Origin of the sequence: Alkalihalobacillus sp. CinArs1, assembly GCF_947387515.1 — a bacterium.
GTDB lineage: Bacteria > Bacillota > Bacilli > Bacillales > Guptibacillaceae > Guptibacillus.
The window spans coordinates 18423-44095 of sequence record NZ_CANDOB010000008.1 but is presented as its reverse complement, the minus strand read 5'-3'; the positions used below and the strand labels follow the sequence as shown (position 1 = coordinate 44095).

Below are 25673 nucleotides of genomic sequence, written 5' to 3'. Positions count from 1 at the left end.
TTGTTGAAGAGAGTTGTGAATGCTCTCGTCCTGTTTGGACGGGGGCTTTTTATCCCTTATTAAAAAAGAGCTGCAAAACAGTGTTAACTAACGATCATTAGCGTAAATAAAAGGGATTGACCTTTTGTTTCACTAGATAATTGTTTGATTCAAGGAGGAAAGCGACATGGGTGACAAAACGTTCTACATTACGACCCCGATTTATTACCCGAGTGGTAAGCTGCACATCGGCCATGCATATACAACTGTAGCTGGAGATGCGATGGCAAGATACAAACGATTGAGAGGATTTGACGTACAATACCTCACAGGAACGGATGAACATGGACAAAAGATTCAAAAGAAAGCCCTAGAGCAAGGCGTTACTCCTCAACAGTATGTTGACGATATCGTCTCAGGGATCAAAGACCTTTGGGACAAATTAGATATCAGCTATGATGATTTTATTCGAACAACTGAAGAGCGCCACGAGAAAGTTGTCGAAAAGATCTTTCAAAAGATGTACGAGAAAGGTGATATCTACCTTGATCAATATGAAGGTTGGTATTGTACCCCGTGTGAATCCTTCTTTACAGAGCGTCAGTTAGTTGACGGAAAGTGTCCTGACTGCGGTAGAGAAGTAGAAAAAGTTAAGGAAGAATCGTACTTCTTTAAAATGGGTAAGTATGCTGATCGACTTTTGAAATTTTACGAAGATAACCCTGAATTTATTCAGCCTGAGTCTCGGAAAAACGAAATGGTAAATAATTTCATTAAACCTGGACTTGAAGATCTAGCTGTTTCAAGAACTTCTTTCGACTGGGGTGTTAAAGTCCCGGGCGACCCTAAGCATGTCATTTATGTTTGGATCGATGCTCTATCGAATTACATCACCTCCCTTGGTTATGGAACAGACGATGAAGAGCTGTACAATAAGTTCTGGCCAGCCGATGTTCACCTGGTAGGAAAAGAAATCGTTCGCTTCCATACGATTTATTGGCCGATCATGCTCATGTCTCTCGAGCTTCCTTTACCTAAAAAGGTATTCGCGCACGGTTGGCTCCTCATGAAGGATGGCAAGATGTCGAAGTCGAAAGGAAATGTGGTTGACCCTGTAACGTTGATCGATCGCTACGGACTCGATGCTCTACGTTACTATCTACTGCGTGAAGTTCCATTCGGATCAGATGGGGTTTTCACTCCTGAAAGCTTCGTGGAACGTATCAACCATGACCTAGCTAATGATTTAGGGAACCTCTTAAATCGTACTGTGGCGATGATCGATAAATATTTTGATGGACAAGTTCCAACGTATAGCGGGTCTGTAACGGAATTTGATGACAACCTTGTAGCACTAGTTGAACAAACGGTAGAAAAGGTTGAGCAATCTCTTGATAATATGGAGTTCTCAGTAGCATTGACGTCCATTTGGCAACTCATCAGCCGCACGAATAAGTATATCGATGAGACACAGCCATGGGTTCTTGCAAAGGATGATTCAAATAAAGAGAAACTTGGAGCTGTTATGGTTCACCTTGCTGAATCATTGAGACAGGTTGCGATTATGCTTCAACCATTCTTAACTCAGACGCCTAAGAAAATTTGGGCTCAGCTCGGTATTGAAGAAGGAGAGCGTACGAGCTGGGATTCTCTTACGTTTAAGCCTGGTTATGGTGGTACTAAGGTTCAAAAAGGTACACCATTATTCCCTCGCCTCGACCGTGATGAAGAAGTAGCACACATTGTTGAAGAGATGGGCGGCAATCAAGTTAAGGAAGCACCAGCTGTCGAGAAACCTGACCTAGATGAAATAACGATTGAAGATTTTACGAAAGTAGACCTTCGTGTTGCACAGGTATTAGAAGCTGAACCTGTTAAGAAAGCGAACAAACTTCTTAAACTTCAATTAGACCTTGGTTATGAAACGAGACAAGTTGTTTCTGGTATCGCAAAACATTACAATCCAGAAGAACTGATTGGTAAAAAAGTTGTATGCGTCTCTAACCTGAAGCCTGTAAAACTAAGAGGCGAACTGTCAGAAGGCATGATCCTTGCTGGTGAACATGACGGTGAACTGAAGCTGTCAACAATAGCTGACAGTTTACCAAATGGAACCCAAATTAAATAATTGTGTGAGACTCGGTCCTTGGACCGGGTCTTTTTTACTTTTAATTTCACAATATATTCCTTGCAATAGTTCTCTTTTACCATCAGCAATTCCTTTTTAATAACCAAAAATAGTTTTAAGTTAACAATAAAAATGGGTGTTATTTGTCGTTTGTAACGGAATTGTAATTGAATTGAAACTGTTTAGCATTAGAAAATAACTAGTACATTTGATACACTTGCTTCGTACTATACGGAAAAGGAGTTTTTTCATGCTATTCGACACGCACACCCATTTGAACGTTGAACAATTTTCCGAAGATAAGAAAGAGGTTATTGATCGCGCTCGAGAAGCTGGGGTAAGTAAGATGATTGTCGTTGGTTTCGACCATGAAACAATAACGAATGCTATGAAGCTTGTTGAAGAGTATGACTTTCTATACGCTGCAGTAGGTTGGCATCCAGTAGATGCTGTCGACATGAAAGAGGAAGACCTGGCGTGGATTGAAAAACTCGCAGAACATCCGAAGGTAGTTGCCATAGGCGAGATGGGACTTGACTATCATTGGGACAAGTCACCACATGACATTCAAAAAGAAGTTTTTCGAAAGCAAATACAACTTGCAAAGAAAGTGAAACTACCGATCATCATACATAACCGTGAAGCGACAAGGGATGTTATCGATATTCTTAAAGAAGAAGATGCATCTGAAGTTGGCGGCATCATGCATTGCTTCGCAGGCACAGTTGAAGAAGCGAACGAGTGCTTGGACATGAACTTTTATATTTCTTTAGGTGGTCCAGTAACATTCAAAAACGCAAAACTACCAAAAGAAGTAGCGAAGGAAGTGCCTCTTGAACGCCTTCTTGTCGAAACTGATTGTCCATTTCTTGCCCCTCATCCTTACAGAGGGAAACGGAACGAACCATCGTACGTTAAGCTAGTAGCTGAACAGGTTGCTGATCTAAAGGATATGGAATACGAAGACTTGGCTAAAGTAACTTTCGACAATGCGATCCGGTTATTTGGAATACAACGTTAAAAAAGAAACTGTCGATCGATGATAAGTTAGGCTTTTTGAAATAAGATATTCACCCTATAAAAGTGAAACCTATTTCTTTATGATTTCCCCTTCATTTTGCGAGGAAAATAGCGTCAAATCTATTAAACTTGCAAAGTGCGGGACTTGTGTGAGAGTGAATGAAGCTTTTCTTTATGAAACAAAGACGGTTCTAGGAGGACTCTAAAACGATGAAAACCAAGATGCAAAGTTTTTCCGCTAACACCGGAAAGAAAATTTTTATGGCGCTATTGAGCGTGGTTGTGCTAGGTTTAGTCTCCGGCTTTATCGTGTTTGAAACTACAAAAGCTTCAGTAACACTTGTCCTAGATGGGGAAGAGAAGCTAGTTAAGACGCATGCAAATACGGTTGGAGATGTGTTAAAAGAACAAGAAGTCGATGTTGGAGAATACGATTATGTAAACCGTGACCTTTCAGCTGAGTTAACTAGAGGGAATCGAATCATCTGGAAACCTGCGATGGAAGTTACGATAAAGGTGAACGGTAAAGAAGAACGTGTTTGGACTACGAAAGATACAGTTAAGGAATTACTAGCAGAAGAGAAGATCAACTTAAGTGAACATGACCAGCTATCAGTTTCGATGGGCAGTGAACTTAAGAAAGACATGGTGATTTCAATTACTGAAGCATTCCAGGTAAATGTCAATGACGGCGGGAAACAAACGGACGTTTGGACCACTTCGACTACGGTCGCTGACTTTTTAGAACAGCAGAATATTGAACTCGGAGAACTCGACCGCGTTGAGCCAGGTAAGGAGACTAAGCTTAAATCAAGATCTGACATCAACGTTGTAAGAGTAGAAAAAGTCACCGATGTAGTGGAAGAATCGATTGATTTTACAACAGTTACCAAGAATGATAGCTCAATGCAAAAGGGCAAAGAAAAGGTTATCAATTCAGGTAAAAATGGTAAGGAAAAGAAGCACTATGAAGTGGTTCTTGAGAACGGTAAAGAAGTCTCGAGAGAGCTTGTGAAAACAGAAGTAGTTGAAAAAAGTAGCGATCGTGTTGTTGCAGTTGGTACACAGGTGATCAAGCAGACAGCAGCTAAGAAAAAGACGGCTAAAACCGCTTCAACAACGAAGAAAAAATCTACTTCATCATCAAAACCTTCAAGTGGTAAGGTCTTATATGTATCAAGTACTGCTTACACAGCGAATTGCTCTGGATGCTCAGGCATCACGGCTACTGGTTTTAACTTGAAGTCTAACCCTGGTGCTAAAGTTATAGCTGTTGATCCTAGTGTCATACCTCTAGGTTCAAAAGTACACGTTGAAGGATACGGTACAGCTATTGCAGCGGATACTGGTGGTGCGATCAAAGGAAACAAGATCGACGTATTCTTCTCTTCAAAATCAGCTGCCTATGCTTGGGGACGTAAGTCAGTGAAAATTACGATTCTAAATTAGGACAAGATCTATGATATGCTAGTAACACAGAGGGGGATTTTTCTCTCTCTGTGTTTTTTATATGAAAAATAAAAGACTGTGATGGACATAGCTATTAATATAGACGAATTAGGAATCGAAAAGGTTTCATTTCTGGAGGACGTATTGTGAAAGTTAAAGAAATCATTGTAGTAGAAGGAAAAAATGATTCACTCGCTATTAAACGAGCAGTTGATGCTGATACATTAGAGACGAATGGTTCTGAGATAAGCGAAGAAACGCTTAAGAGGATCGAACTTGCTGCGAAAAAAAGAGGGGTTATCATTTTTACAGATCCCGACTATCCAGGCACTCGTATAAGACAAATTATTAGTCAAAGGCTTCCTTCCTGTAAGCATGCCTTTTTAAACAAAAAGTATGCGATTTCTGCGAATGGAAAAAAGGTTGGTATCGAACACGCCTCATCTGAAGCGATTCGTGATGCAATCCTCACGGTAAGAGAAGAGTTTGAGGCACCAGACATTTTGATCGAATGGGAAGATTTAATCGACGCTGGTCTCGTAGTAGGTCCAAAAGCTAAGGCGAGAAGGCAGGCGCTAGGTGAAAAGCTTCAAATGGGCTATATGAATGGAAAGCAGCTCTATAAAAGACTACAAATGTTTCAGATTTCAAAAGAAGAGTTTATACTCGCATTTGAAGAAGTACTACAGGAGGAACAAGAATGAATAAAGAAATCTCAACACCTGTGAGAACGAAAGCAATATTAGAAAAATACGGTTTTACATTTAAGAAAAGTCTAGGACAAAACTTTCTGATCGATTCGAACGTCCTTACAAAGATCGTTAATCAGGCAAACCTTACGGCTGGATCTGGCGCAATTGAAATTGGCCCGGGGATTGGTGCGTTAACAGAGAAGTTGGCTAAGCAAGCAAATAAAGTAGTCGCGTTTGAAATTGACCAAAGGTTACTACCGATTCTCGCGGATACGCTATCTCCATATCCGAATGTCACCATACGTCACGCTGATGTTCTAGAAGCTGATGTACACAAAGTGATCGAAGAGGAGTTTGAGAGCGGCCAAGATTTAATGGTAGTTGCAAACCTTCCTTATTATGTGACGACACCTATATTAATGAAACTTCTAGAAGAGAAGCTTCCTGTGCGTGGTATCGTCGTGATGATACAGAAAGAAGTAGCTGAGCGTATAGCGGCCAAACCAGGTTCAAAGAACTATGGCTCACTTTCTTTAGCTGTACAGTACTATGCTGAAGCAAAGACTGCACTTACCGTACCTAGTACAGTCTTTGTACCAAAGCCAAACGTAGACTCGGCGGTTTTACACTTAGAGCTAAGGAAAGAGCCTCCGGTAGATCTACTTAGTGAGAAGCACTTTTTTGAAGTGATTCGTGCAAGCTTTGGACAAAGAAGAAAGACGCTAATGAATAATCTGCAAAATAATTTATTAAGTAAAGATAAAAAGCCAATGATTGAAGAAGTTTTAAAAGAAACTGATATCGAAGGCAGTCGGCGTGGTGAAACGCTCTCTATGGAGGAGTTTGCAAAGCTGAGTAACGCTTTTTATCGTCGATTAGAAAGTTAGGACACTTCAAATGAAGTGTCTTTTTTTATGTCCATTTAGAAATTGCCCGTTTCAAGCTTTTCCTACGAGTTCATCTTTTTACTGAGCTTTCATATAGTAAAAAAAGAGTGATGCTTTAAGCAAAGAGGTAAAGCGGCCTGGGGGGAAGACAATGACAATGAAAGAAGGAGATATCGTAGCCAGGCGTTCATATGGCTGTGATTTAATTTTTAGGATCACTAAGGTGAATGAATCAACTCAAATTGTTGAGCTTGTAGGAGAAGATATGAGGTTGATCGCTGACTCGCCAGTTGATGATCTTGTGCTGATCGATACGAAGGAGCACAAGTCGAGACAAGAGCAAATAAAGGAAAAGGAGGACTATTCTTTTCGATTGTTTCGTCAAGATTATCAGCTTTTACGAATGAAGAGAGAATATACCGCAACAAACCACTTTAAGAAGGAAACAAGTTTTTTCGAAATACCAGGGAAGATCCTTCATATAGACGGCGATGCATTATATTTAAATAAATGCCTAGATATGTATAAGCGGTTAGGTGTGCCCGTCTATGGTATTTATATGAAGGAAAGTGAAATTCCTGAGAAAATCATCAAGCTGGTAAACAACGTCAGGCCAGATATTCTCGTGATCACAGGTCATGATGCATATAGTAAACATAAGGGTGAGAAAAAAGACTTACAATCCTATCGAAATTCACGATATTTTGTTCGTGCTGTAAAAGAAGTGAGAAGTGTTTTTCCAAATCTAGACCACTTAGTTATTTTTGCAGGAGCTTGTCAATCACACTTCGAATCGTTGATTCGCGCCGGTGCAAATTTTGCGAGCTCTCCTTCAAGAATTAACATTCATATGTTGGATCCGGTGTTTATCGTTTCAAAAATTGCATTAACATCGTTCACTGATCACGTAAATGTGTGGGATGCTCTCAGGAATACATTAACAGGAGAAGATGGTCTTGGGGGAGTAGAAACAAAGGGAATTCTTAGAACTGGTATGCCGATGAAAGACCACGAGGAATATTCAGAATAGGATGAAGGATGGTGATCTCACCATCCTTCAATCGCGTATTGGAAGATTTTTAAGCGCATTCACATATTTTTCGATAAACTTGCAAAGACTAAAATTACACATCTTTGATAAATAACAATTGACATAGTTTTTAATTGGTTGTTATAATTTAAGTTTTATTTGACAAAACGGCGCAAAAGATGTTATAATTTGTCTAAGTGAGGTGGATGTTCCTATGGCAAAAACGATCGTAGAGATCAAACAGACGTTACAATCCCAAGTTGGCAAACGGTTGACCTTGAAGGCAAACGGAGGTCGCAGGAAGACAATTCAACGTTCAGGCATCCTTGAAGAAACCTACCCGGCAGTGTTCATTGTTAAGCTAGACCAGGACACAAATGCGTTTGAACGTGTCTCTTACAGCTACACGGACGTACTGACCGAAACAGTACAGTTAACATTTAACGAAGAACAAGCAGCAGTAAGCGGTTAAGGCGATCGGTCTAACTGCTTTTTTTGCTTTTTTAACGAGCTATTCGTTGCAATGCTTCCCATTATTGGATACATATTAAGGGGATAGCAACTTCTTTCGATTCTAACACTAAGAGTGTCACAGGATTGAAAGGAGCTGAATTCGCATGGGCAGACATAAAGGAATCATGTCAGACCATTTGAAGGAAGAAATTGCGAAAGAGCTTGGATTTTATGATACGGTTCAGAAAGAAGGTTGGGGAGGAATCAAAGCTCGCGATGCAGGTAACATCGTGAAGCGTGCTATTGAAATGGCACAAGAACAGCTTGCAAACCAACAAAAACACTGAACCCTGTGACGAGGGACCCCGGCAAATTGTCGGGGTTTTTTGTTTGGGGTTGAGAGATTCTCTAGCGCTTGTAGAGCCTAAACGGCCACTTCCGCTTTTCGTGATATCCAGCTGCAACTCGCAGAAATTCCGATATTTCACTCTCTCATAGGAATACAAAAAACGTATTCCCATTCGAGAGTTCCAATATCTCCATTTCTAAGCGCTCGTTTCCGCCTTTCTGGTGTCCAGCTGCAGTGGCCAGGTCCTCGATCGCTTCAACTTACAACTCGAACACAAAGAACGTGTTCAATTTGTAAGTCTCCAGCGCTTGTCGGACCTAAACGGCCACTTCCGCTTTTCGTGATGTCCAGCTGCAACTCGCAGAAACTGCGATATTTCACTCTCTCAACAGAACACAAAAAGCGTGTTCTATTTCAAGAGTTCCAATATCTCCGTTTCTAAGCGCTCGTTTCCGCTTTTCGGTTGTGTTACAATTATTCGGAGAAATAAATTTGTCGAACGGTAGAACTAAAATGAAGGTGAACGAGATGAAGAAATTAAGTGTGAAGGCACCGGCGAAAATCAATTTGGCGCTTGATGTGTTGTATAAACGATCTGATGGTTTTCATGAAGTAGAGATGGTGATGACGAATGTAGATCTAGCTGATCGCTTGGAGCTTTCTGAGCTAAGGTACAATAGCATTGTTCTTGAGTCAACGAGTGGCTTCGTTCCAGATGACAAGAGAAATTTAGCTTATCAAGCAGCGGCCTTATTGAAAGAACGCTTTTCGATCAAGAAAGGGATATCGATTAAGATCGATAAACAAATTCCAGTTGCTGCGGGTCTAGCAGGTGGGAGCAGTGACGCTGCTGCGACTCTTCGTGGATTGAATGAGCTTTGGGAGTTAGGCCTCAGTTATGATGAACTTGCTGAGCTTGGATCAGAAATAGGCTCTGATGTAGCGTTTTGCGTATATGGTGGCACAGCAGTTGCGAGAGGAAGAGGAGAGATCATTACACCGATCGACGCACCTCCGCCGTGCTGGGTCGTTCTTGCGAAGCCTTCGATCGGAGTTTCAACTGCCGATGTGTATAAGAGACTAAACACATCGAATATGATTCACCCTGATATTAAAGGGATGATAAATGCAGTTGAATCAAAGGATTACGATTCAATCTGTGCTAAACTCGGGAATGTACTAGAGGATGTTACACTCGAACTTCATCCTGAAGTCCGTCAGATTAAAGAAAAGATGGAACAGCTTGGTGCTGATGGTGTCTTGATGAGTGGTAGCGGTCCAACTGTATTTGGGTTAACGAGACATGAATCGCGCATGCAGAGAATTTATAACGGATTACGAGGCTTTTGTGATCAGGTTTATGCTGTTAGGCTGCTAGGCGAGAAGAACCCTTGATAAAATCCGTATGTTAGTGGTATATTATTGTTAATTATTCGGATTTTGGAGGTTCTTCTATGAAGATGAAGCGAAGTTCTCGACTGGTGGACATGACAAGGTACCTACTTGAGCATCCGCATCGGTTAGTATCATTAACAAATTTCTCTGAACGATATGGAGCAGCTAAATCCTCCATTAGTGAGGATCTGGTAATCATCAAAGAAAACTTTGAGCAACAAGGTGTAGGCTCATTGTTAACTGTCCCAGGGGCAGCGGGGGGAGTGCGGTACATCCCATTGATCAGTCGTCCCGAAGCAGATAAAGTCGTTTCTGAACTCTGTGAGTTTTTAGAAAGTCCAGAACGGTTATTGCCTGGTGGATATTTATATTTAACAGATATTCTTGGAAATCCAGAAATGATGAATCAGGTAGGGCGCTTGTTTGCTTCTGTTTTTGCGAATCGAGACATCGACGTGGTTATGACGGTAGCTACAAAAGGGATTCCGCTCGCATACGCAGTGGCAAGTCATTTGAATGTACCAGTCGTGATCGTTCGTCGAGACAGTAGAGTTACGGAAGGTTCTACTGTGAGCATTAATTATGTCTCAGGGTCTTCGAAACGAATCCAAACGATGGCTTTAGCGAGAAGAAGCCTGCAGCCCGGGGCAAACGTATTAATCGTTGATGATTTCATGAAAGTAGGTGGAACCATTCAAGGAATGGTGAATCTTCTTGAAGAATTTCAGGCTGAAGTAGCGGGAATCGGTGTTCTCGTTGAAGCAGAAGGTGAAGGAGAAGAAAGGTTAGTTGAAGAATATGTATCGATGATGAATCTCGGTGGAGTCGATATGAAACAGCGAACCATTCAAGTAGCTCCAGGGAACTACAGAGATTTTCTCGAGAATTCAACACAAGGAGTGGAAACCGAATGAAGAACGTGTTTACGCAAGAAGCACCAGAAGCAATTGGACCATACTCTCAAGGAATCATCGTGAACAATTTATTTTATAGTTCAGGTCAAATCCCGTTAAAGCCAGATGGAACCATGGTTGGTGAAGGAATCGAAGAACAGACGCATCAAGTATTTGCTAACGTTAAAGCTGTTCTTGAAGCTGCTGGCTCTTCATTAGAAGACGTAGTGAAAACGACGGTATTTATAAAAGATATGAATCAGTTTGGCTCTATCAATGAGGTATATGGGGAGTATTTCTCAGAACATAAGCCGGCTAGATCGTGCGTAGAAGTAGCTCGCTTACCAAAAGACGCATTAGTAGAAATGGAAGTCATCGCTCTCGTTCGATAAAACACTCAATTTTTGGGTGTTTTTTTATATCTAAATAAATTTTTATAACATTTTTTATTTTTTGAAGAAGGGATTTTTGTAAATAAGTTGAATATTGCATATATGCTCTAACTAATGGAAAAAGGTGGTGTACTAACAGGTGGAAATTACAGATGTTCGCCTACGTCGTGTGAATACGGAAGGACGCATGCGCGCAATCGCTTCCATCACTATGGATCATGAATTTGTTGTTCATGATATTCGTGTTATTGATGGAAATAACGGCATGTTTGTAGCGATGCCAAGCAAAAGAACTCCAGATGGAGAATTTCGCGATATCGCTCATCCGATTTCCTCGAATACAAGGGAAAAAATTCAATCAGCTGTCCTAGCTGAATATCATCGTGTTGGAGAAATGGAATCCGCATATGAAGAAGCAGGTGCTTCTTAATAGGTGAAAGCCCGGTCAATCGACCGGGCTTTTTTATATGCAAAAAGGATCGGTCTCTACATTAATATGGAAGAGTTGTTTCAAGAAATTGACGATTATTTCGTTTGAAATGTAAAATGCTTGATATTTAGGGAACTTCCTTGAAAATAAGGGGTTTTTAAGATATAGTCATAGTGGAAAAAAAGGATACAATGGAGGTTCCATATACATGAATAGATACGCAGTGGTATTGGCAGCAGGTCAAGGTACACGTATGAAGTCAAAGCTATACAAAGTCCTTCACCCTGTTTGTGGAAAGCCGATGGTAGAACATGTCGTCGACCAACTTAATGCGCTTGAGCTAGAAAATGTTGTGACTGTTGTTGGGCACGGAGCTGAAATGGTAAGTGAACAGCTAGGGAAGCGGTCTGAGTATGTTCTTCAGGAAGAACAGCTTGGTACAGCTCATGCGGTTATGCAAGCTAAAGATATCCTTTCTGATAAGGATGGAGTAACGCTAGTTGTATGTGGTGACACCCCTTTGATTACGAAAGAAACGATGGATTCACTTCTTTCATATCACGAAGAGCAAGATGCTAAAGCTACGATTCTGACTGCGAAAGCAGATAATCCGTTTGGTTATGGCCGTATTATCCGTGATGATCATGGAAGCGTTCAGCGTATCGTCGAACAAAAAGACGCAAACGAAGCAGAACAAAAAGTAACTGAAATCAACACAGGTACATACTGCTTTGATAATAAGACACTCTTCGAGACGTTGCAGTTAGTGAATAATGAAAATTCACAAGGTGAGTACTACTTACCAGATGTCGTTGAAATTCTTCAGCAAAAAGGAGAAATTGTTGCTGCTTATCAAACGGCAGATTTCAATGAAACCATGGGAGTTAATGACCGCGTAGCACTTTCTCGTGCAGAACAAGCTATGAAAAAGCGTATTAATGAGAAACATATGCGTAATGGAGTTACTCTTATCGATCCAGATGCAACGTATATTTCTTCTGAAGCGGTAATCGGACAAGACACTGTGATTTATCCTGGTACGACTATTAATGGAGAAGTTGTTATCGGTGAAGAGTCTGCTATTGGTCCGAACAGTGAAATTAAAGATAGTAAAATCGGTAGTAAGAGTGTAGTGAAGCAATCTGTCGTTCATAATAGCGAAGTAGGCTCAGAAGTGACGATTGGACCTTTTGCACACGTGCGTCCTTCCTCTCAAATTCACGATGGCGTAAAGATCGGGAATTTTGTAGAAGTGAAGAAGTCAGTAATGGGAGAAGGAAGTAAAGCCTCTCACCTCAGCTATATCGGCGACGCTGAGATCGGTAAAGATGTGAACCTCGGCTGTGGTTCAATCACCGTAAATTACGATGGTAAGAATAAATACCTCACAAAAGTAGAAGATGGAGCGTTTATTGGCTGTAATGTAAATCTCATTGCACCTGTTAATGTAGGTAAAGGAGCTTTTGTAGCAGCAGGCTCAACCATCACAGATGATGTGCCTGAACAAGCCTTGTCAATTGCACGTTCTCGTCAAACAAATAAAGAAGACTATGCTTCGAAATCAACCGAAAAGTAATTTTTGAAACAATAAGAAAGCAACGTAGTGCGAATCAGCGCTCTGTCACTTGAGCGTTTGTACTTTTCTTATTAAATAATGGAGGGGTAACGGCCAATGGCTAATTATTTAGATCCAAACTTGAAAGTGTTTAGTTTAAACTCGAATCCTGACCTTGCGGAGGAAATTGTTGAACATATTGGTGTTCATATGGGAAAGTGTTCGGTAGTTCGTTTTAGCGACGGCGAGATTCAGATTAATATTGAAGAAAGTATTCGTGGTTGTGACGTGTATGTTATTCAGTCCACATGTTCACCTGTAAACGAAAACATCATGGAACTTCTTATTATGGTTGATGCTTTAAAGCGTGCTTCTGCAAAAACCATCAATGTCGTGATTCCGTATTACGGCTATGCACGTCAGGACCGTAAGGCAAGATCAAGAGAGCCTATTACGGCTAAGTTGATGGCAAACTTGCTCGAAGTAGCAGGTGTTTCCCGTTTGATCACGCTCGATCTTCATGCGTCTCAAATCCAGGGATTCTTTGATATTCCTGTCGATCAACTACTCGGTGTACCAACACTTGCTAAACATTTTGAGGAGAAAGATTTAGATGATATAGTAGTCGTTTCTCCGGATCACGGTGGTGTAACAAGAGCTCGTAAGCTTGCTGAACGTCTAAAAGCACCAATCGCAATCATCGATAAGCGTCGCCCGCGTCCGAATGTGGCGGAAGTGATGAACATCGTCGGAAATATCGAAGGCAAAACTGCGATCATTATCGACGACATTATCGATACTGCAGGTACGATTACGCTCGCAGCAAATGCCCTCGTAGAGAATGGTGCGAAAGAAGTATATGCTTGTTGTACACACCCTGTTCTATCTGGACCGGCAATCGAAAGGATCGATAATTCCAAAATTAAAGAATTAGCTGTAACGAATACGATCCCGCTACACGAAGAAAAGCAAATCGATAAGATCACTCAACTATCAGTTGCTCCGCTACTAGGCGAAGCGATTATCCGTGTTCATGAGCAGCTTTCTGTCAGCAAACTCTTCGATTAAGAAAAATAAGATTTAAATACAAGGTTTATTACTTACTGGATAAGGGTATTCATATAGAAGACATAAAACCTATTCAGGAAGGTGATTTCCAAATGGCAGCAACATTAAAAGCATTAGATCGTAATACAACAAAGAGAAGCGAATTAAGAGTACTACGTGAAGAGAAGGAAGGTCTTCCGGCGGTACTATACGGCAAGGATCGTTCAAGCGCACCGGTGTCAGTCGATGCTCTTGAATTTGTCAAAGTCTACCGTGATGTAGGTAAGAACGGTGTTATCGAGCTTGATTTTGAAGGACAGGGAAAATATCCTGTAATGGTGTATGACTTACAGGTTGATCCTCTGAAAAACCAAATCTTGCACGTAGATTTCTATTCAGTAGACCTTGATAAAGAAGTTGAAGCTGAAGTTCCTGTTCACTTAAAAGGAACTGCACAAGGCGACAAAGACGGTGGCGTTGTACAGCAAATGCTTCATGAAATCACAGTAAAAGCAAAACCTAATGATTTCCCAGATAGTATCGACGTTGATATTACTGAATTGAATGTAGGAGACGCTGTTCTCATCAGTGATCTTCCGACAAGTAATAAATACGAGATTGTGGTTGATGGAGAAGAACCGATTGCATCTGTCGTTCCTCCAACGAAAGAACCTGTTGAAGATGAAGAAGAAGCAGATGAAGTGGCAGAAGAGCCACCTGCTGACGAAGTTGAAGAAACAGACGATGAAACAACGAAAACAGAATAAACAGCAAAGACGTAACCTGGTCGGTTACGTCTTTTTTACAGAATTAATTTCTTCGATCGATGAATATTGAATGGTTTTTTTGATACGATAGAAGAAAAGTAACGAAAGGTAGGACGTTAACAGTTGAAACTTATAGTAGGCCTCGGAAATCCTGGTAAAAAATTTAATAACACACGCCACAACGTTGGGTTTATGGCGATAGATGAACTTTCAAAGGAGCTCGGCATCTCCGTCGACCAAAAAAAGTTTAATGGGCTATATGGAAAAGGTATGGTGAATGGAGAGACGGTCTTTTTACTCAAGCCGCAAACTTATATGAATCTATCCGGTGAATCGGTTAGACCCTTGATGGAATACTTTAATATTGAGGTGGATGACCTTCTTGTCATTTATGACGACCTCGATCTACCGACTGGTAAAGTGAGACTTCGTCAGAAAGGAAGCGCTGGTGGCCATAACGGGATGAAATCAATCATCGCTCACGTTCACACCCAAGAATTTAAGAGAGTGAGAATTGGAATTGACCGTTCTGGTAGAGACTCTGTTATCGACTATGTGCTAAAACCATTTTCAAAAGAAGAACAACCACCAATTCAAGAAGCTATTGAGCGAACAGTAAAAGCTTGCGAAGCTTGGACAACTGAGTCCTTCCCGGAAGTGATGAATCAATACAACGCTTGAATATCCGTTCTTTCTCCCGTCAATACTAAAATTAGGTAATGACAGGGAGGAAAAACGATGACTATTCATTATGTATGTCGCCATTGCGACGTGCAGGTTGGCACACTGAATCAAAACGATTGTTCAGCAGAAGGATTGGGCTTTCATCAGCTTACTCAAGAAGAGCGGCAATCGATGATTGAATATAAACAGGATGGTACAATTACAGTGAAGACAATTTGCGAGGATTGTCATGATGCGATGGAAAGAACACCATCTTACCATGAATTAGACACATTTATTCAATAAGAGGCTTTGGGCGGAAACCAAAGCATTTTTGCGTTCTTAAAAGTGATTCGCTGCTTTTAAGAATGAGAGGGGAGAATAAGCAAACGATGTTAGGCCTAAGAGAATATTTTAGTAAAGGTGATGAGTTTCAGTCTATTTTTTCCGGTGTGAAAGAAGGACTCAAAGAGCAGCTCGTAGCAGGCTTGTCTGGTTCTGCACGGATGCTTTTAATGGCTTCCCTTTACCACGAAACAAAACGTCCCCAGCTCATCATTACCCATAACTTGTTTCAAGCTCAAAAACTATATGAGGATATGAGTGAACTGGTTCCGGCGGATGAAGTCTACTTATACCCGGTAAATGAACTGATCTCTTCAGAAATTGCGATAGCTAGCCCTGAGCTCAGAGGTCAGAGAATGGAAGCCTTGAATTATTGGATCAAGAACAAGAAAGGAATCGTAATCGCACCAATATCTGGTGTTCGTCGCTATTTGCCTCCAAAAGATATTTGGGAGAAAAGTCAGGTTACGTTTAATGTTGGAGATGACATCCCTCTAGATGAAACGCTCAATAAATTTGTATCGCTTGGATATGACAGAGTACCTATGGTATCTTCTCCAGGCGAATTTAGCGTGCGTGGTGGTATCATCGACGTCTATCCACTAACAGAAAACAATCCAATTCGTATTGAACTTTTTGATACTGAAGTAGATTCGATACGGTTCTTCGATATTGAATCGCAGCGTTCTGCTAATAAAACAGAACAAATTACGATTGGTCCTGCAGAAGAAGTCGTGCTGTATCCTGAACAATTTGAAAAAGGGGCAGAGCGACTGCAGAAAGAACTACAAGCTTCCCTTAAGAAGGTAAAAGACCAGAAGGCCAAGGAAGCGATGCATCAGAACATCACATATGAAATCGATCAGTTAAAGAACAACCAAAATTTTCAAGGTATCATTAAGTACATGGACTTTTACTACGATCAACCAGCCAGTTTACTAGATTATTTACCGGATGATGGTCTGGTCGTTTTTGATGAAGTCAGCCGTATACAAGAAATGTCTTCAGACCTGGACAAAGAAGAAGCTGAGTGGCAAACTGCTTTGTTAAAACAAGGAGAAATCGTTTCTTCTGTTTCGTTATCGAGGTCTTATGATGCGTTATTTACTCAACCTGAACACGTTACTCTATACTTATCGATTTTTTTGAGGCATGTTCCTTATACAAACCCTCAAAACATCATCAATGTTTCTTGTAAAGCGATGCAGAATTTCCATGGACAGATGAAGGTGTTAACGAGTGAAATCGAGCGCTGGAAGAAAAGTGGAATGGCCATTGTTTTTCTTGCAGCTACCGAAGAGCGGCGTAAACGCTTAGAACGTGTGTTAGAGGATTATGATATCGAAGCGATGGTGGTAGAACAAGATTCACCGATCTCACATAATAAACCGCAAATGTTGATCGGCAGTCTTAATGGAGGCTTTGAGCTTCCAATGCAAAAACTTGCTGTCTTAACAGAAGCAGAAGTGTTTACTAAGCAGTCTAAAAAGCCACGTCGCTCACAAAAGATGTCCAATGCTGAACGGATTAAGAGTTATTCCGAGTTAAAAGTCGGTGACTATATTGTTCACGTAAACCATGGTATTGGAAAATACCTTGGCATAAAAACGCTTGAAGTGGGAGGAATCCACAAGGACTACCTCTATGTTAGCTATGCAGGGAATGACAATTTATACGTACCGGTAGATCAGATCGACCAGGTTCAAAAATATGTGGGGTCTGAAGGAAAAGAGCCTAAGTTATATAAGTTAGGCGGAACGGAATGGAAGAAAGTTAAGCGAAAAGTACAATCATCTGTTGAAGATATTGCAGATGATTTGATCAAGTTATACGCGGAACGTGAGGCAAGCGTCGGTCATAGCTTTGAAAAAGACACGCTTGAGCAGAAGGAATTTGAAGCTGCCTTCCCATACCAAGAAACTGATGATCAACTAAGAGCGATCCAGGAAATTAAAGAAGATATGGAAAAGTCTCGTCCGATGGACCGTCTCCTATGTGGTGACGTAGGGTATGGGAAAACGGAAGTGAGTATTCGTGCGGCATTTAAAGCAATTATGGATGGAAAACAGGTTGCTTTACTCGTTCCTACCACAATTCTTGCGCAGCAGCATTTTGAAACGATACGAGAGCGTTTTGCTGACCACCCTATTAATATAGGGTTACTAAGTCGCTTCCGTTCAAGAAAAGAGCAAAATGAAACGTTAAAAGGTTTGAAGAACGGAACGGTCGATATTGTGATCGGGACGCATCGTTTGCTCTCGAAGGATGTTACCTATAGTCAATTAGGATTGCTGATTGTGGATGAAGAACAGCGATTTGGCGTCACACATAAAGAGAAGATCAAGAAACTTAAAGCAAATGTTGATGTTCTTACATTAACTGCTACTCCTATTCCGCGAACGCTTCACATGTCGATGCTTGGAGTGCGAGATCTTTCTGTCATTGAAACTCCTCCAGAAAATCGTTTCCCAGTCCAAACGTATGTGGTTGAACATAGTGGAACGTTAGTGAGAGAAGCGATTGAGAGAGAACTTGCGCGTGGAGGCCAGGTTTACTTCCTATATAATCGCGTCGAGTCGATCGAGTATATGGCAGATCAAATCCAAACGCTCGTGCCAGAAGCAAGAGTAACGTTCGCACATGGGCAAATGGGTGAAAATGAGCTGGAATCCGTTATGATTGATTTTCTCGATGGAAACTATGACGTACTTGTAAGCACAACGATTATTGAAACGGGAGTAGATATCCCTAATGTGAACACGCTTATCGTTTATGACGGAGATAAGATGGGACTTTCACAGCTTTACCAACTAAGAGGACGTGTAGGGCGATCGAATCGAGTGGCTTACGCATACATCACGTATCAGCGTGACAAAGTCCTAACAGAAGTTGCAGAGAAAAGGTTGCAAGCGATTAAGGAATTTACTGAATTAGGTTCAGGATTTAAGATTGCGATGCGAGATCTATCCATCAGAGGAGCCGGAAATCTTCTTGGAGCTGAACAGCACGGCTTTATCGACTCGGTAGGTTTTGATTTGTATTCTCAAATGCTTAAAGATGCCATTGAAGAGCGAAAAGGAGAAAAGCCGAAAGAGCCTGAATTCACGGTCGAAATCGATGTTGAAGTCGATGCGTATATTCCAGGTACGTACATTAGTGACGAAAAGCAAAAGATCGATATGTATAAACGCTTCCGTTCAATCGAATCGTTAAAAGACATCATGGACCTTCAGGATGAGATGATGGATCGATTCGGTGATTTCCCTGAAGAAGTCGATTACTTGTTCCAAATCTCCCGACTAAAAGAAATGGCGAAAGAATTGAAGGTTGAAAAGATTAGTCGAAGTAAAAAAGATATCAAGCTTCTCTTCCATGAATCTGCACGCGATGCGATCGGGGGAGAAACGATATTTGAAGTGGCCAATGAATATGGAAATAAATTAGCCCTAGGTGCAGACGGCAATAAAGTCTCGATCACAGTTAAAGGAAGGGGTCTTGAAACTAAACCTCACCTTCAGCTCGTTGAACAAGTGCTAAAGAAAATTAAAAAAGCAATGAAGCAGCCGATGAATGCGAAATAAAGGCGATTTTGGGTGAACAACATAAATTTGACAGTTTTATGAATAGAACTCAATAGACGAAAAGATACTAATGGAAAGATATTGTAGATCAGTTAATCATCAATGGTTGAAGAAACTTACATTTCTAGAAAGCGAGGCAACTTAGATGAAAGCAACAGGTATCGTTCGTCGTATTGATGACTTAGGTCGTGTTGTCATACCAAAAGAAATTCGCAGAACCCTAAGAATAAGGGAAGGAGATCCATTAGAAATTTTTGTGGATCGTGAAGGAGAAGTTATTTTAAAGAAATACTCTCCGATTAGTGAGCTTGGTGATTTTGCAAGAGAATACGCTGAATCCCTGGCAGAGCACTCTGGGCATATTGCGTTGATCTCTGATCGAGACGTGTACATCGCTGCTGCAGGCGGTCCAAAGAAAGAGTACTTGAACAAGAGCATTGGGAGCACTGTAGAAAAGTCTATGAATGAACGTAAGTGTCTTTTGAATCCTGCTAGCGCAGAACTTATTGACAGTGTTCCCAATGACACTGGACACGTTATCGCTCCGATCATTGCGAATGGGGACCCGATCGGATCAGTTATTCTACTAGCGAAAGAAGCAGAGCAAGTCACAGAATTAGAACAAAAGCTCGCAGAAACTGCAGCTGGCTTTTTGGCCAGGCAGATGGAGCAATAGGACAAGCTATGGAGGCCGTGTTGCCTCCATTTTTTATTTGAAAAAGATGATCGTATGATATAATTCGTACATATTAAGAAGTTGTAAGCATGGCGGTGAATATGAATACAAGTAGTGTAAAAGGTTTTTGGCACGGCGCTTTTTTGTTAACTGCTGTAGCACTCTTTATGAAGGTGTTGAGCGTCGGGTATCGAATTCCTTATCAAAATATTGCAGGAGACATTGGCTTTTACGTCTACCAGCAAATTTATCCCTTTTATTCGATTACGATTATTCTAGCTACATATGGATTTCCGGTCATCGTGTCAAAGCTGGTGTCCGAGAAGGTAGCCAATAACGAGTATGAGAAAGCAGAAGAAATCTCTCGGTACAGCTTTATTACACTCGTCGTGTTTGGAGGACTAGGGTTTATCTTTCTTTTCTATGGCGCGCCTTTACTAGCAGGATTAATGGGAGACAGTGACCTTACCGTTCCTCTTAAAGCGACTTCGTTTTCCTTTCTATTGATGCCGGGAATCGCATCGATTAGAGGCTATTTTCAAGGCAATGAAAATGTACTGCCGACAGCCTGGTCTCAAGTAACAGAGCAATCCGTCCGAGTAGCAGCCATTCTTGTGATCTCCATTACGTTAGTGATGAATGGTTATAACGCGTATGCTACTGGGACAGGTGCCGCTATAGGCTCTTTAATCGGAGGATTATCAGCGCTCTTCCTTCTTGTAGTACTTAGGCTAAAACAACCGAATAGAAAGTCGGTATCGATCAATATCGCTCAATTAGTCTACGTTGGCCGCAGACTCTTATCAGAAGGTACATTGATTTGTGTTAGCGTGTTGATCATGGTCCTTTTTCAATTAATGGATGCATTAACGATCGTTCCCGCTTTAGGAGAATACGGGTTGAGTGCTTATCATGCAAAAGAAACAAAAGGAATATTCGATAGAGGACAGCCGCTGATACAAGTAGGAACCGTTTTAGCAACATCACTTTCTTTATCGATCGTCCCTGTTATCGTAAAAGCTGTTTCTCAAGAAAACCTTCAGCTGATTAGGGAAAAAACAGGCCTTGCACTAAAAATCAGCTTCGTAACAGGTGCTTCTGCATCTGTTGGCCTTGCACTTATCATGAGAGAAACAAACACGATGTTATTTACAGATGATTCGCTCTCGGTGACATTAAGCATTTTAACAGGTGCCATCTTATTCGGTGCGATTGCTATGACTGCAGCAGGCATTCTGCAGGGGCTCGGTCAAGAACGATTAGCTGCTAGGTATACGATCATTGGTGTGATGATAAAAGGGTTAGGGAATGTTGTTCTCGTTCCTGTGATCGGGATAAATGGTGCTGCATTATCAAGTGTATTAGGCTTTTTTGTAGTTGCCGCTTTAGCTACTAGAACGGTGCATGCTCAAGTTGGATTAGAGACATATGCGTTTCGCTTTTGGCGGTTCCTTTTTGCTCTTGCAGTGATGAGCGGTGCAGTAGGTTTGCTGTGTTTCATTATGCCTTCTAGTGACTCCCGACTACTTTCAAGCATTACTGCACTATCTGGGGCAACGATCGGAGTGATCGTTTTAAGTCTTACTGTTATCTGGATTCGAGTGTTTACAAAAGCAGAATTACTCCAGTTCCCAAAGGGAGAGAAGCTCATTTCTCTACAACAGAAATTCAGTAAAGGAGCCTAAAGGTATGAATAATAAAATTACAATCATAGGCACAGGTGCTGGTGATTTCGATCAGCTTTCGATTGGAAGCTACCGTACGTTACAATCAGCCGAAAGAGTCTACGCAAGAACGTTAGATCATCCAGTCATTCAGGAACTGATGAATGAAGGGTTAGAAATACATGGCTTCGATCATATATATGAAGGAAATGAATCCTTTGAAGAAACGTACCGTACGATAGTAGATAACCTGTGGGCTGAAGCTAAGAAGGGTTCACTCGTTTATGCAGTGCCTGGTCATCCGATGATGGCTGAAGCGACTGTACAATTATTATTGAATGAAAGTGTGGACCAAGGTATCGATGTAGAAGTTGCGGGAGGACAAAGCTTTCTTGATGCATTGTTCACTGCAGTGCGCATCGATCCGATCGAGGGATGCCAAATCCTTGATGCAACGCGTTTCACGCGAAATGAAGTACAGGTGAGGAATCATTTGATCTTTGTTCAAGTCTATGATCAATTTACAGCATCAAACGTGAAGTTAACCCTGATGGAATTGCTTCCTGATGACTACGAGGTAACTGTTCTGCAAGCTGCAGGTAGTAAAGAAGAGAAGGTGACCTCTGTTCCTTTGTTTGAACTCGATCGAACAGTGGAAGTGAATAATTTAACAGCCGTTTATGTACCGCCTGTGCAAGAAGAAGCACTGTTATATCGCGATTTTTCATGGTTAAGACAAGTCGTTGCAACATTACGTGGTCCTGAAGGATGTCCTTGGGATAAAAAGCAAACGCATGAGTCACTAAAGAAATACTTATTAGAAGAATCGTATGAAGTAATTGAAGCGATCGATTCTGGAGATGTCGATCATTTAGCTGAAGAATTAGGAGATGTACTGCTGCAAGTCATGCTGCATGCTCAAATCGGTGAAGATGAGGGAATGTTCTCAGTTGATGATGTTATTTATTATCTAAATGAAAAGCTTATCAGAAGACACCCTCACGTGTTTGGTGAAGAAAAAGCTCACACTGCAGAAGAAGTTGCAGGTCTTTGGAACAGCGTGAAGGCACAAGAAAAAGAATCGATGCCTTCAAAGTTAGATGGAATAACAAAAGGTCTGACAGGCTTAATGCGAGCTTCAGAACTTCAGAAGGCTGCAGCAAAAGTTGGATTTGACTGGGATGAAGCTGAACCGATTTGGGACAAGGTCAAAGAGGAGTTAGACGAGTTTCATGATGCGGTGACTCATCGAACGCACGAGTTGCGTGAAGAAGAACTTGGCGATTTGCTTTTTGCCATAGTAAACCTCGCACGATTTTATAAGATAGATCCTGAAGTAGCCGTTCATCGAACGAATCATAAATTTGAAAAACGATTTCAATACATTGAGAAGTGTGTAGAAGAGAATAACGAGAAGATTGAAGATTTAGCGCTAGAAGTGCTTGATCGTTATTGGGAAGAAGCCAAAACCAAAGGAATTAAATAAAGGGGAGATAACGATGAGATTAGATAAATTTCTAAAAGTATCTAGATTGATCAAACGTCGTTCGATCGCAAAAGAAATCTGCGACAAAGGCAGAATTGAAGTGAACGGAAACAAAGCGAAAGCTGGAACGAATGTAAAACCTGGAGACGAGCTTGTTATTTCGTTTGGACATAAAAAGGTAACTGCTCGAGTAGATGAATTGAAAGAGACGACAAAGAAAGACGAAGCAGGAAACATGTTCACGATTTTAAAAGAAGAAGCTGCAGGGGAATAAAAGGTCGAGAACGGCCTTTTTTTATTGTGAAAAAATGAGATTAATACTGTCATGATCAGAGTGATACAGCTTGTTCTAAAACATCTTTTCTACTCATAGTAATGTATCGAGAAGAGGGGGAGAGCGATGGATAATTACTATGAGTATGGCTCTTACGAAAATTCAGCGAGTACACCTGATCATGATCTTGTTATGAAAGCCCGTAAATCACTTGAGATCACGGGGGTTAAACATGTAGATAGTTTTGATAATGAGGAATTTCTTCTCGAAACTTCGATGGGATTTCTTGCGATCAGAGGGCAGCACCTCAAGATGAAAAATCTCAATGTTGAGCAAGGGCGTGTTTCGATTGAAGGCAAGATTTTTGATCTCAGCTACCTGGATCACCATGAAGGGGATAAAGCTAAAGGGTTCTTTAGCAAGTTATTCAAATGACGCTTACCGTTCAATTCTATACAATGGTTGCCATGGTGGCTATGGGGGTGTGGCTGGGAATAGCCATGGATACCTATAGCCGTTTTCTTCATCCAAGGAAGAGTAAAAGTCTATGGCTTTATCTCAATGATGTGGTTTTTTGGTTGCTGCAAGGATTATTGACCTTTTATGTATTGTTTATAGTGAACGAAGGAACGTTGCGATTATATGTGTTTTTAGCGTTATTGTGTGGGTACGCAGCATACCGTGCATTATTTCAACAGCTATACCGCAATTCATTAGAACGAATGATTATTATAACGGTGAACGTCGCTAATGTCGTTAAGTCTTTATTTACGAATCTCGTCTATCGCCCAGTATTGTTTATATTGAAACTTCTATTGAGCTTATGTATGATGTTAATTAGTATGATTACAACCATTTTTTGGTTTATTATCAAGCTCTTTTGGGTACCGGTTAAGTGGAGTTTTTTGTTGTTATGGAAATTGATTCCTCGGTCAATTCGAGCTAGGCTAATAAAAACAGCAGGAATTGCCGATACAATAAAGAACTACATAAAAAACTGGTTAATGAAATTCAGAAAGTGAGGAGGGAAGAGCTTGGTTACTGCGAATAAGCGGAAGCCTAAAGTAACAGAGGTACACTCGGATTATCATAAGGAAAAACAGCTACAAGATAAAGTCAAAGAGCGTAGACGTAGAGGTCTTATTCGCCGCCTTATAGCATTCGCGGTACCTGCTTTAGTCCTAACTATTCTATTTATCTCCGTATTCACTTCACAAGCTGCAACGATCAAGGAAAAACAAATACAGCAAAAGCAGGCAGAAGAAGAATTAGTTAAACTCGAACAACAAGAAAAATATTTGAAGGAAGAGATTAAAAAACTCAATAATCTGGATTATATAGGTGAATTAGCAAGAAGAGATTATTCGATGTCAAAACCCGGCGAGACAATATTCAAGCTTCCTTCTTCATCAAATTGACACGTTGTTTTGGAAAGAGGTATAATTAAAATACGACTGATCTTTTAAAGATTTTAAGGAGGAGCTTTTTTTAAAATGGCAATCGAAGTAGGCAGCAAGCTACAGGGAAAGGTAACAGGTATTACTAATTTTGGCGCATTTGTTGAGCTGCCAGATGGAAAGACAGGTCTCGTTCACATCAGTGAAGTCGCAGACAATTATGTCAAAGATATCAATGATTTTCTATCAGTAGGTGACCAGGTTGAAGTTAAGGTAATTCAAGTTGAAAACGACGGTAAGATTGGATTATCGATCAAGAAGGCAAAAGATCGACCTGTATCAGAACGCCCACGTAGTAGTGGCAGACCTGGTGGAGGAAGACCCGGCGGCGGTGGTTTCAAAGGAAAACCGCGCGGAGGCGGACGCCCGCAGGTAGAATCGTTTGAGGATAAGATGAGTAAATTCCTTAAAGACAGCGAAGATCGCCTTTCAACCTTGAAAAAACAAACTGAGTCTAAACGAGGTGGGCGTGGAGCTCGACGCGGCTAGACCTTGTTGTCTACTAAATATATGTGTAACAACCTAAACAGACGTGCAAAGGCACGTCTGTTTTTTTATACAAAAGATATTTAAAAAACTAGTTGACACATACTTTCTAGGCATGTATTATATATCTTGTGCTTATAAAAGCCACAGATAATATGGCGGTGTAGCTCAGCTGGCTAGAGCGTACGGTTCATACCCGTGAGGTCGGGGGTTCGATCCCCTCCGCCGCTACCATTTTTATCTTTGGCCCGTTGGTCAAGCGGTTAAGACACCGCCCTTTCACGGCGGTAACACGGGTTCGAATCCCGTACGGGTCACCATATTTTAAATACTTAAATTAATCTAAACTAATAAATATACCCTGCATTAAGAAATTAATGCAGGGTTTTTTGTGTTTTTTATCCTCTTTTCTCACTTCTTTTCGACTTTTTTATCCCCGTTAGTCTTTTCTATGAAAAAATCCAAATTAGTCTTTGTCCCACTTCATTTATTGTGGTTTGGGTGCATGGACGCTGCTTCCAAGTGTTTACAGATTTCTTCCTGTGTCTACATTTGATTGACAAGCTTCACACGAA

General features: G+C 41.0%; 26 protein-coding genes and 2 tRNA genes. All 28 read left to right on the top strand.

Translation table 11 applies throughout. The annotated features are described in order from the left end of the window. The first annotated feature begins 166 nt into the window (after nt 1-166). Nucleotides 167-2107: a methionine--tRNA ligase gene (gene metG, locus PFZ69_RS20320; RefSeq protein WP_270182916.1), complete on the top strand. Its 1941-nt coding sequence runs from the start codon at nt 167-169 to the stop codon at nt 2105-2107. Between the two features lie 250 nt (nt 2108-2357). Beyond that, nucleotides 2358-3128: a TatD family hydrolase gene (locus PFZ69_RS20315; protein ID WP_270182915.1), complete on the top strand. Its 771-nt coding sequence runs from the start codon at nt 2358-2360 to the stop codon at nt 3126-3128. 209 nt (nt 3129-3337) lie between these two features. Beyond that, nucleotides 3338-4576: a G5 and 3D domain-containing protein gene (locus PFZ69_RS20310; RefSeq protein WP_270182914.1), complete on the top strand. Its 1239-nt coding sequence runs from the start codon at nt 3338-3340 to the stop codon at nt 4574-4576. A 146-nt stretch (nt 4577-4722) separates the two neighbouring features. Beyond that, entirely contained in the window at nt 4723-5280 is a 558-nt protein-coding gene (gene rnmV / locus PFZ69_RS20305; RefSeq protein ID WP_270182913.1) for a ribonuclease M5, read from the top strand. Next, complete coding sequence (gene rsmA, locus PFZ69_RS20300) at nt 5277-6155, top strand: 16S rRNA (adenine(1518)-N(6)/adenine(1519)-N(6))-dimethyltransferase RsmA (protein ID WP_270182912.1); 879 nt, start codon at nt 5277-5279, stop codon at nt 6153-6155. Before rnmV ends, rsmA begins: the two co-directional genes overlap by 4 nt. A 151-nt stretch (nt 6156-6306) precedes the next feature. Then, nucleotides 6307-7185, top strand: coding sequence for a sporulation peptidase YabG (yabG, locus tag PFZ69_RS20295; protein WP_270182911.1), 879 nt, complete (start codon nt 6307-6309; stop codon nt 7183-7185). 214 nt (nt 7186-7399) lie between these two features. Continuing rightward, entirely contained in the window at nt 7400-7657 is a 258-nt protein-coding gene (veg, locus tag PFZ69_RS20290; protein ID WP_270182910.1) for a biofilm formation stimulator Veg, read from the top strand. Nucleotides 7658-7802: 145 nt separating this feature from the next. Continuing rightward, nucleotides 7803-7985, top strand: a complete 183-nt coding sequence (locus PFZ69_RS20285; RefSeq protein WP_224885480.1) for a small, acid-soluble spore protein, alpha/beta type — start codon at nt 7803-7805, stop codon at nt 7983-7985. A gap of 530 nt (nt 7986-8515) precedes the next feature. Continuing rightward, a complete protein-coding gene (gene ispE / locus PFZ69_RS20280; protein WP_270182928.1) occupies nt 8516-9382 on the top strand; it encodes a 4-(cytidine 5'-diphospho)-2-C-methyl-D-erythritol kinase in 867 nt (288 codons plus the stop codon). 59 nt (nt 9383-9441) lie between these two features. After that, nucleotides 9442-10296, top strand: coding sequence for a pur operon repressor (gene purR / locus PFZ69_RS20275; RefSeq protein WP_270182909.1), 855 nt, complete (start codon nt 9442-9444; stop codon nt 10294-10296). Next, complete coding sequence (locus tag PFZ69_RS20270; protein ID WP_270182908.1) at nt 10293-10667, top strand: RidA family protein; 375 nt, start codon at nt 10293-10295, stop codon at nt 10665-10667. The genes purR and PFZ69_RS20270 overlap by 4 nt, the downstream gene beginning before the upstream one ends. Before the next feature lie 139 nt (nt 10668-10806). Beyond that, complete coding sequence (gene spoVG / locus PFZ69_RS20265) at nt 10807-11097, top strand: septation regulator SpoVG (RefSeq protein WP_224885464.1); 291 nt, start codon at nt 10807-10809, stop codon at nt 11095-11097. Nucleotides 11098-11305: 208 nt separating this feature from the next. Beyond that, nucleotides 11306-12673 (top strand): bifunctional UDP-N-acetylglucosamine diphosphorylase/glucosamine-1-phosphate N-acetyltransferase GlmU, encoded by a 1368-nt coding sequence (gene glmU, locus PFZ69_RS20260; protein WP_270182907.1) that lies wholly within the window; start codon nt 11306-11308, stop codon nt 12671-12673. Between the two features lie 96 nt (nt 12674-12769). Beyond that, nucleotides 12770-13720 carry a ribose-phosphate diphosphokinase gene (locus PFZ69_RS20255; protein ID WP_270182906.1) on the top strand — a complete coding sequence of 317 codons (951 nt, stop codon included), beginning with the start codon at nt 12770-12772 and terminating at the stop codon, nt 13718-13720. A gap of 92 nt (nt 13721-13812) precedes the next feature. Further along, on the top strand, nt 13813-14466 hold the full coding sequence (locus PFZ69_RS20250) for a 50S ribosomal protein L25/general stress protein Ctc (protein WP_270182905.1): 654 nt from the start codon (nt 13813-13815) through the stop codon (nt 14464-14466). A gap of 123 nt (nt 14467-14589) precedes the next feature. Continuing rightward, nucleotides 14590-15147 (top strand): aminoacyl-tRNA hydrolase, encoded by a 558-nt coding sequence (pth, locus tag PFZ69_RS20245; protein WP_270182904.1) that lies wholly within the window; start codon nt 14590-14592, stop codon nt 15145-15147. Nucleotides 15148-15204: 57 nt separating this feature from the next. Further along, the gene (locus PFZ69_RS20240; RefSeq protein WP_270182903.1) at nt 15205-15435 is read left to right on the top strand and encodes an anti-sigma-F factor Fin family protein; all 231 of its coding nucleotides are present in this window, start codon (nt 15205-15207) and stop codon (nt 15433-15435) included. 86 nt (nt 15436-15521) lie between these two features. Next, nucleotides 15522-19055, top strand: coding sequence for a transcription-repair coupling factor (gene mfd / locus PFZ69_RS20235; RefSeq protein ID WP_270182902.1), 3534 nt, complete (start codon nt 15522-15524; stop codon nt 19053-19055). A 145-nt stretch (nt 19056-19200) separates the two neighbouring features. Continuing rightward, nucleotides 19201-19731: a stage V sporulation protein T gene (gene spoVT / locus PFZ69_RS20230; protein WP_270182901.1), complete on the top strand. Its 531-nt coding sequence runs from the start codon at nt 19201-19203 to the stop codon at nt 19729-19731. Nucleotides 19732-19832: 101 nt separating this feature from the next. Beyond that, nucleotides 19833-21416 carry a putative polysaccharide biosynthesis protein gene (locus tag PFZ69_RS20225; protein WP_270182900.1) on the top strand — a complete coding sequence of 528 codons (1584 nt, stop codon included), beginning with the start codon at nt 19833-19835 and terminating at the stop codon, nt 21414-21416. Nucleotides 21417-21420: 4 nt separating this feature from the next. After that, the gene (gene mazG / locus PFZ69_RS20220; protein ID WP_270182899.1) at nt 21421-22881 is read left to right on the top strand and encodes a nucleoside triphosphate pyrophosphohydrolase; all 1461 of its coding nucleotides are present in this window, start codon (nt 21421-21423) and stop codon (nt 22879-22881) included. 13 nt (nt 22882-22894) lie between these two features. Beyond that, on the top strand, nt 22895-23155 hold the full coding sequence (locus PFZ69_RS20215; protein WP_270182898.1) for an RNA-binding S4 domain-containing protein: 261 nt from the start codon (nt 22895-22897) through the stop codon (nt 23153-23155). A 126-nt stretch (nt 23156-23281) separates the two neighbouring features. Further along, nucleotides 23282-23590 carry a sporulation protein YabP gene (yabP, locus tag PFZ69_RS20210; RefSeq protein ID WP_224885451.1) on the top strand — a complete coding sequence of 103 codons (309 nt, stop codon included), beginning with the start codon at nt 23282-23284 and terminating at the stop codon, nt 23588-23590. Further along, entirely contained in the window at nt 23587-24177 is a 591-nt protein-coding gene (gene yabQ, locus PFZ69_RS21055) for a spore cortex biosynthesis protein YabQ (protein WP_442865234.1), read from the top strand. Before yabP ends, yabQ begins: the two co-directional genes overlap by 4 nt. A gap of 12 nt (nt 24178-24189) precedes the next feature. Continuing rightward, nucleotides 24190-24573: an FtsB family cell division protein gene (locus PFZ69_RS20205; protein ID WP_270182897.1), complete on the top strand. Its 384-nt coding sequence runs from the start codon at nt 24190-24192 to the stop codon at nt 24571-24573. Nucleotides 24574-24648: 75 nt separating this feature from the next. Continuing rightward, nucleotides 24649-25101, top strand: coding sequence for a S1 domain-containing RNA-binding protein (locus PFZ69_RS20200; RefSeq protein ID WP_270182896.1), 453 nt, complete (start codon nt 24649-24651; stop codon nt 25099-25101). Nucleotides 25102-25255: 154 nt separating this feature from the next. Continuing rightward, a tRNA-Met gene (locus tag PFZ69_RS20195) sits at nt 25256-25332 on the top strand. A gap of 11 nt (nt 25333-25343) precedes the next feature. Continuing rightward, nucleotides 25344-25418, top strand: a tRNA-Glu gene (locus tag PFZ69_RS20190). The last annotated feature ends 255 nt before the right edge of the window (nt 25419-25673 follow it).

Coding starts and splice junctions, on each gene's coding strand:
- metG (WP_270182916.1), top strand. CDS start 167: ATGGGTGACAAAACGTTCTACATTACGACCCCGATTTATTACCCGAGT.
- PFZ69_RS20315 (WP_270182915.1), top strand. CDS start 2,358: ATGCTATTCGACACGCACACCCATTTGAACGTTGAACAATTTTCCGAA.
- PFZ69_RS20310 (WP_270182914.1), top strand. CDS start 3,338: ATGAAAACCAAGATGCAAAGTTTTTCCGCTAACACCGGAAAGAAAATT.
- rsmA (WP_270182912.1), top strand. CDS start 5,277: ATGAATAAAGAAATCTCAACACCTGTGAGAACGAAAGCAATATTAGAA.
- yabG (WP_270182911.1), top strand. CDS start 6,307: ATGACAATGAAAGAAGGAGATATCGTAGCCAGGCGTTCATATGGCTGT.
- veg (WP_270182910.1), top strand. CDS start 7,400: ATGGCAAAAACGATCGTAGAGATCAAACAGACGTTACAATCCCAAGTT.
- PFZ69_RS20285 (WP_224885480.1), top strand. CDS start 7,803: ATGGGCAGACATAAAGGAATCATGTCAGACCATTTGAAGGAAGAAATT.
- ispE (WP_270182928.1), top strand. CDS start 8,516: ATGAAGAAATTAAGTGTGAAGGCACCGGCGAAAATCAATTTGGCGCTT.
- purR (WP_270182909.1), top strand. CDS start 9,442: ATGAAGATGAAGCGAAGTTCTCGACTGGTGGACATGACAAGGTACCTA.
- PFZ69_RS20270 (WP_270182908.1), top strand. CDS start 10,293: ATGAAGAACGTGTTTACGCAAGAAGCACCAGAAGCAATTGGACCATAC.
- glmU (WP_270182907.1), top strand. CDS start 11,306: ATGAATAGATACGCAGTGGTATTGGCAGCAGGTCAAGGTACACGTATG.
- PFZ69_RS20255 (WP_270182906.1), top strand. CDS start 12,770: ATGGCTAATTATTTAGATCCAAACTTGAAAGTGTTTAGTTTAAACTCG.
- PFZ69_RS20250 (WP_270182905.1), top strand. CDS start 13,813: ATGGCAGCAACATTAAAAGCATTAGATCGTAATACAACAAAGAGAAGC.
- PFZ69_RS20240 (WP_270182903.1), top strand. CDS start 15,205: ATGACTATTCATTATGTATGTCGCCATTGCGACGTGCAGGTTGGCACA.
- mfd (WP_270182902.1), top strand. CDS start 15,522: ATGTTAGGCCTAAGAGAATATTTTAGTAAAGGTGATGAGTTTCAGTCT.
- spoVT (WP_270182901.1), top strand. CDS start 19,201: ATGAAAGCAACAGGTATCGTTCGTCGTATTGATGACTTAGGTCGTGTT.
- PFZ69_RS20225 (WP_270182900.1), top strand. CDS start 19,833: ATGAATACAAGTAGTGTAAAAGGTTTTTGGCACGGCGCTTTTTTGTTA.
- mazG (WP_270182899.1), top strand. CDS start 21,421: ATGAATAATAAAATTACAATCATAGGCACAGGTGCTGGTGATTTCGAT.
- PFZ69_RS20215 (WP_270182898.1), top strand. CDS start 22,895: ATGAGATTAGATAAATTTCTAAAAGTATCTAGATTGATCAAACGTCGT.
- yabP (WP_224885451.1), top strand. CDS start 23,282: ATGGATAATTACTATGAGTATGGCTCTTACGAAAATTCAGCGAGTACA.
- yabQ (WP_442865234.1), top strand. CDS start 23,587: ATGACGCTTACCGTTCAATTCTATACAATGGTTGCCATGGTGGCTATG.
- PFZ69_RS20200 (WP_270182896.1), top strand. CDS start 24,649: ATGGCAATCGAAGTAGGCAGCAAGCTACAGGGAAAGGTAACAGGTATT.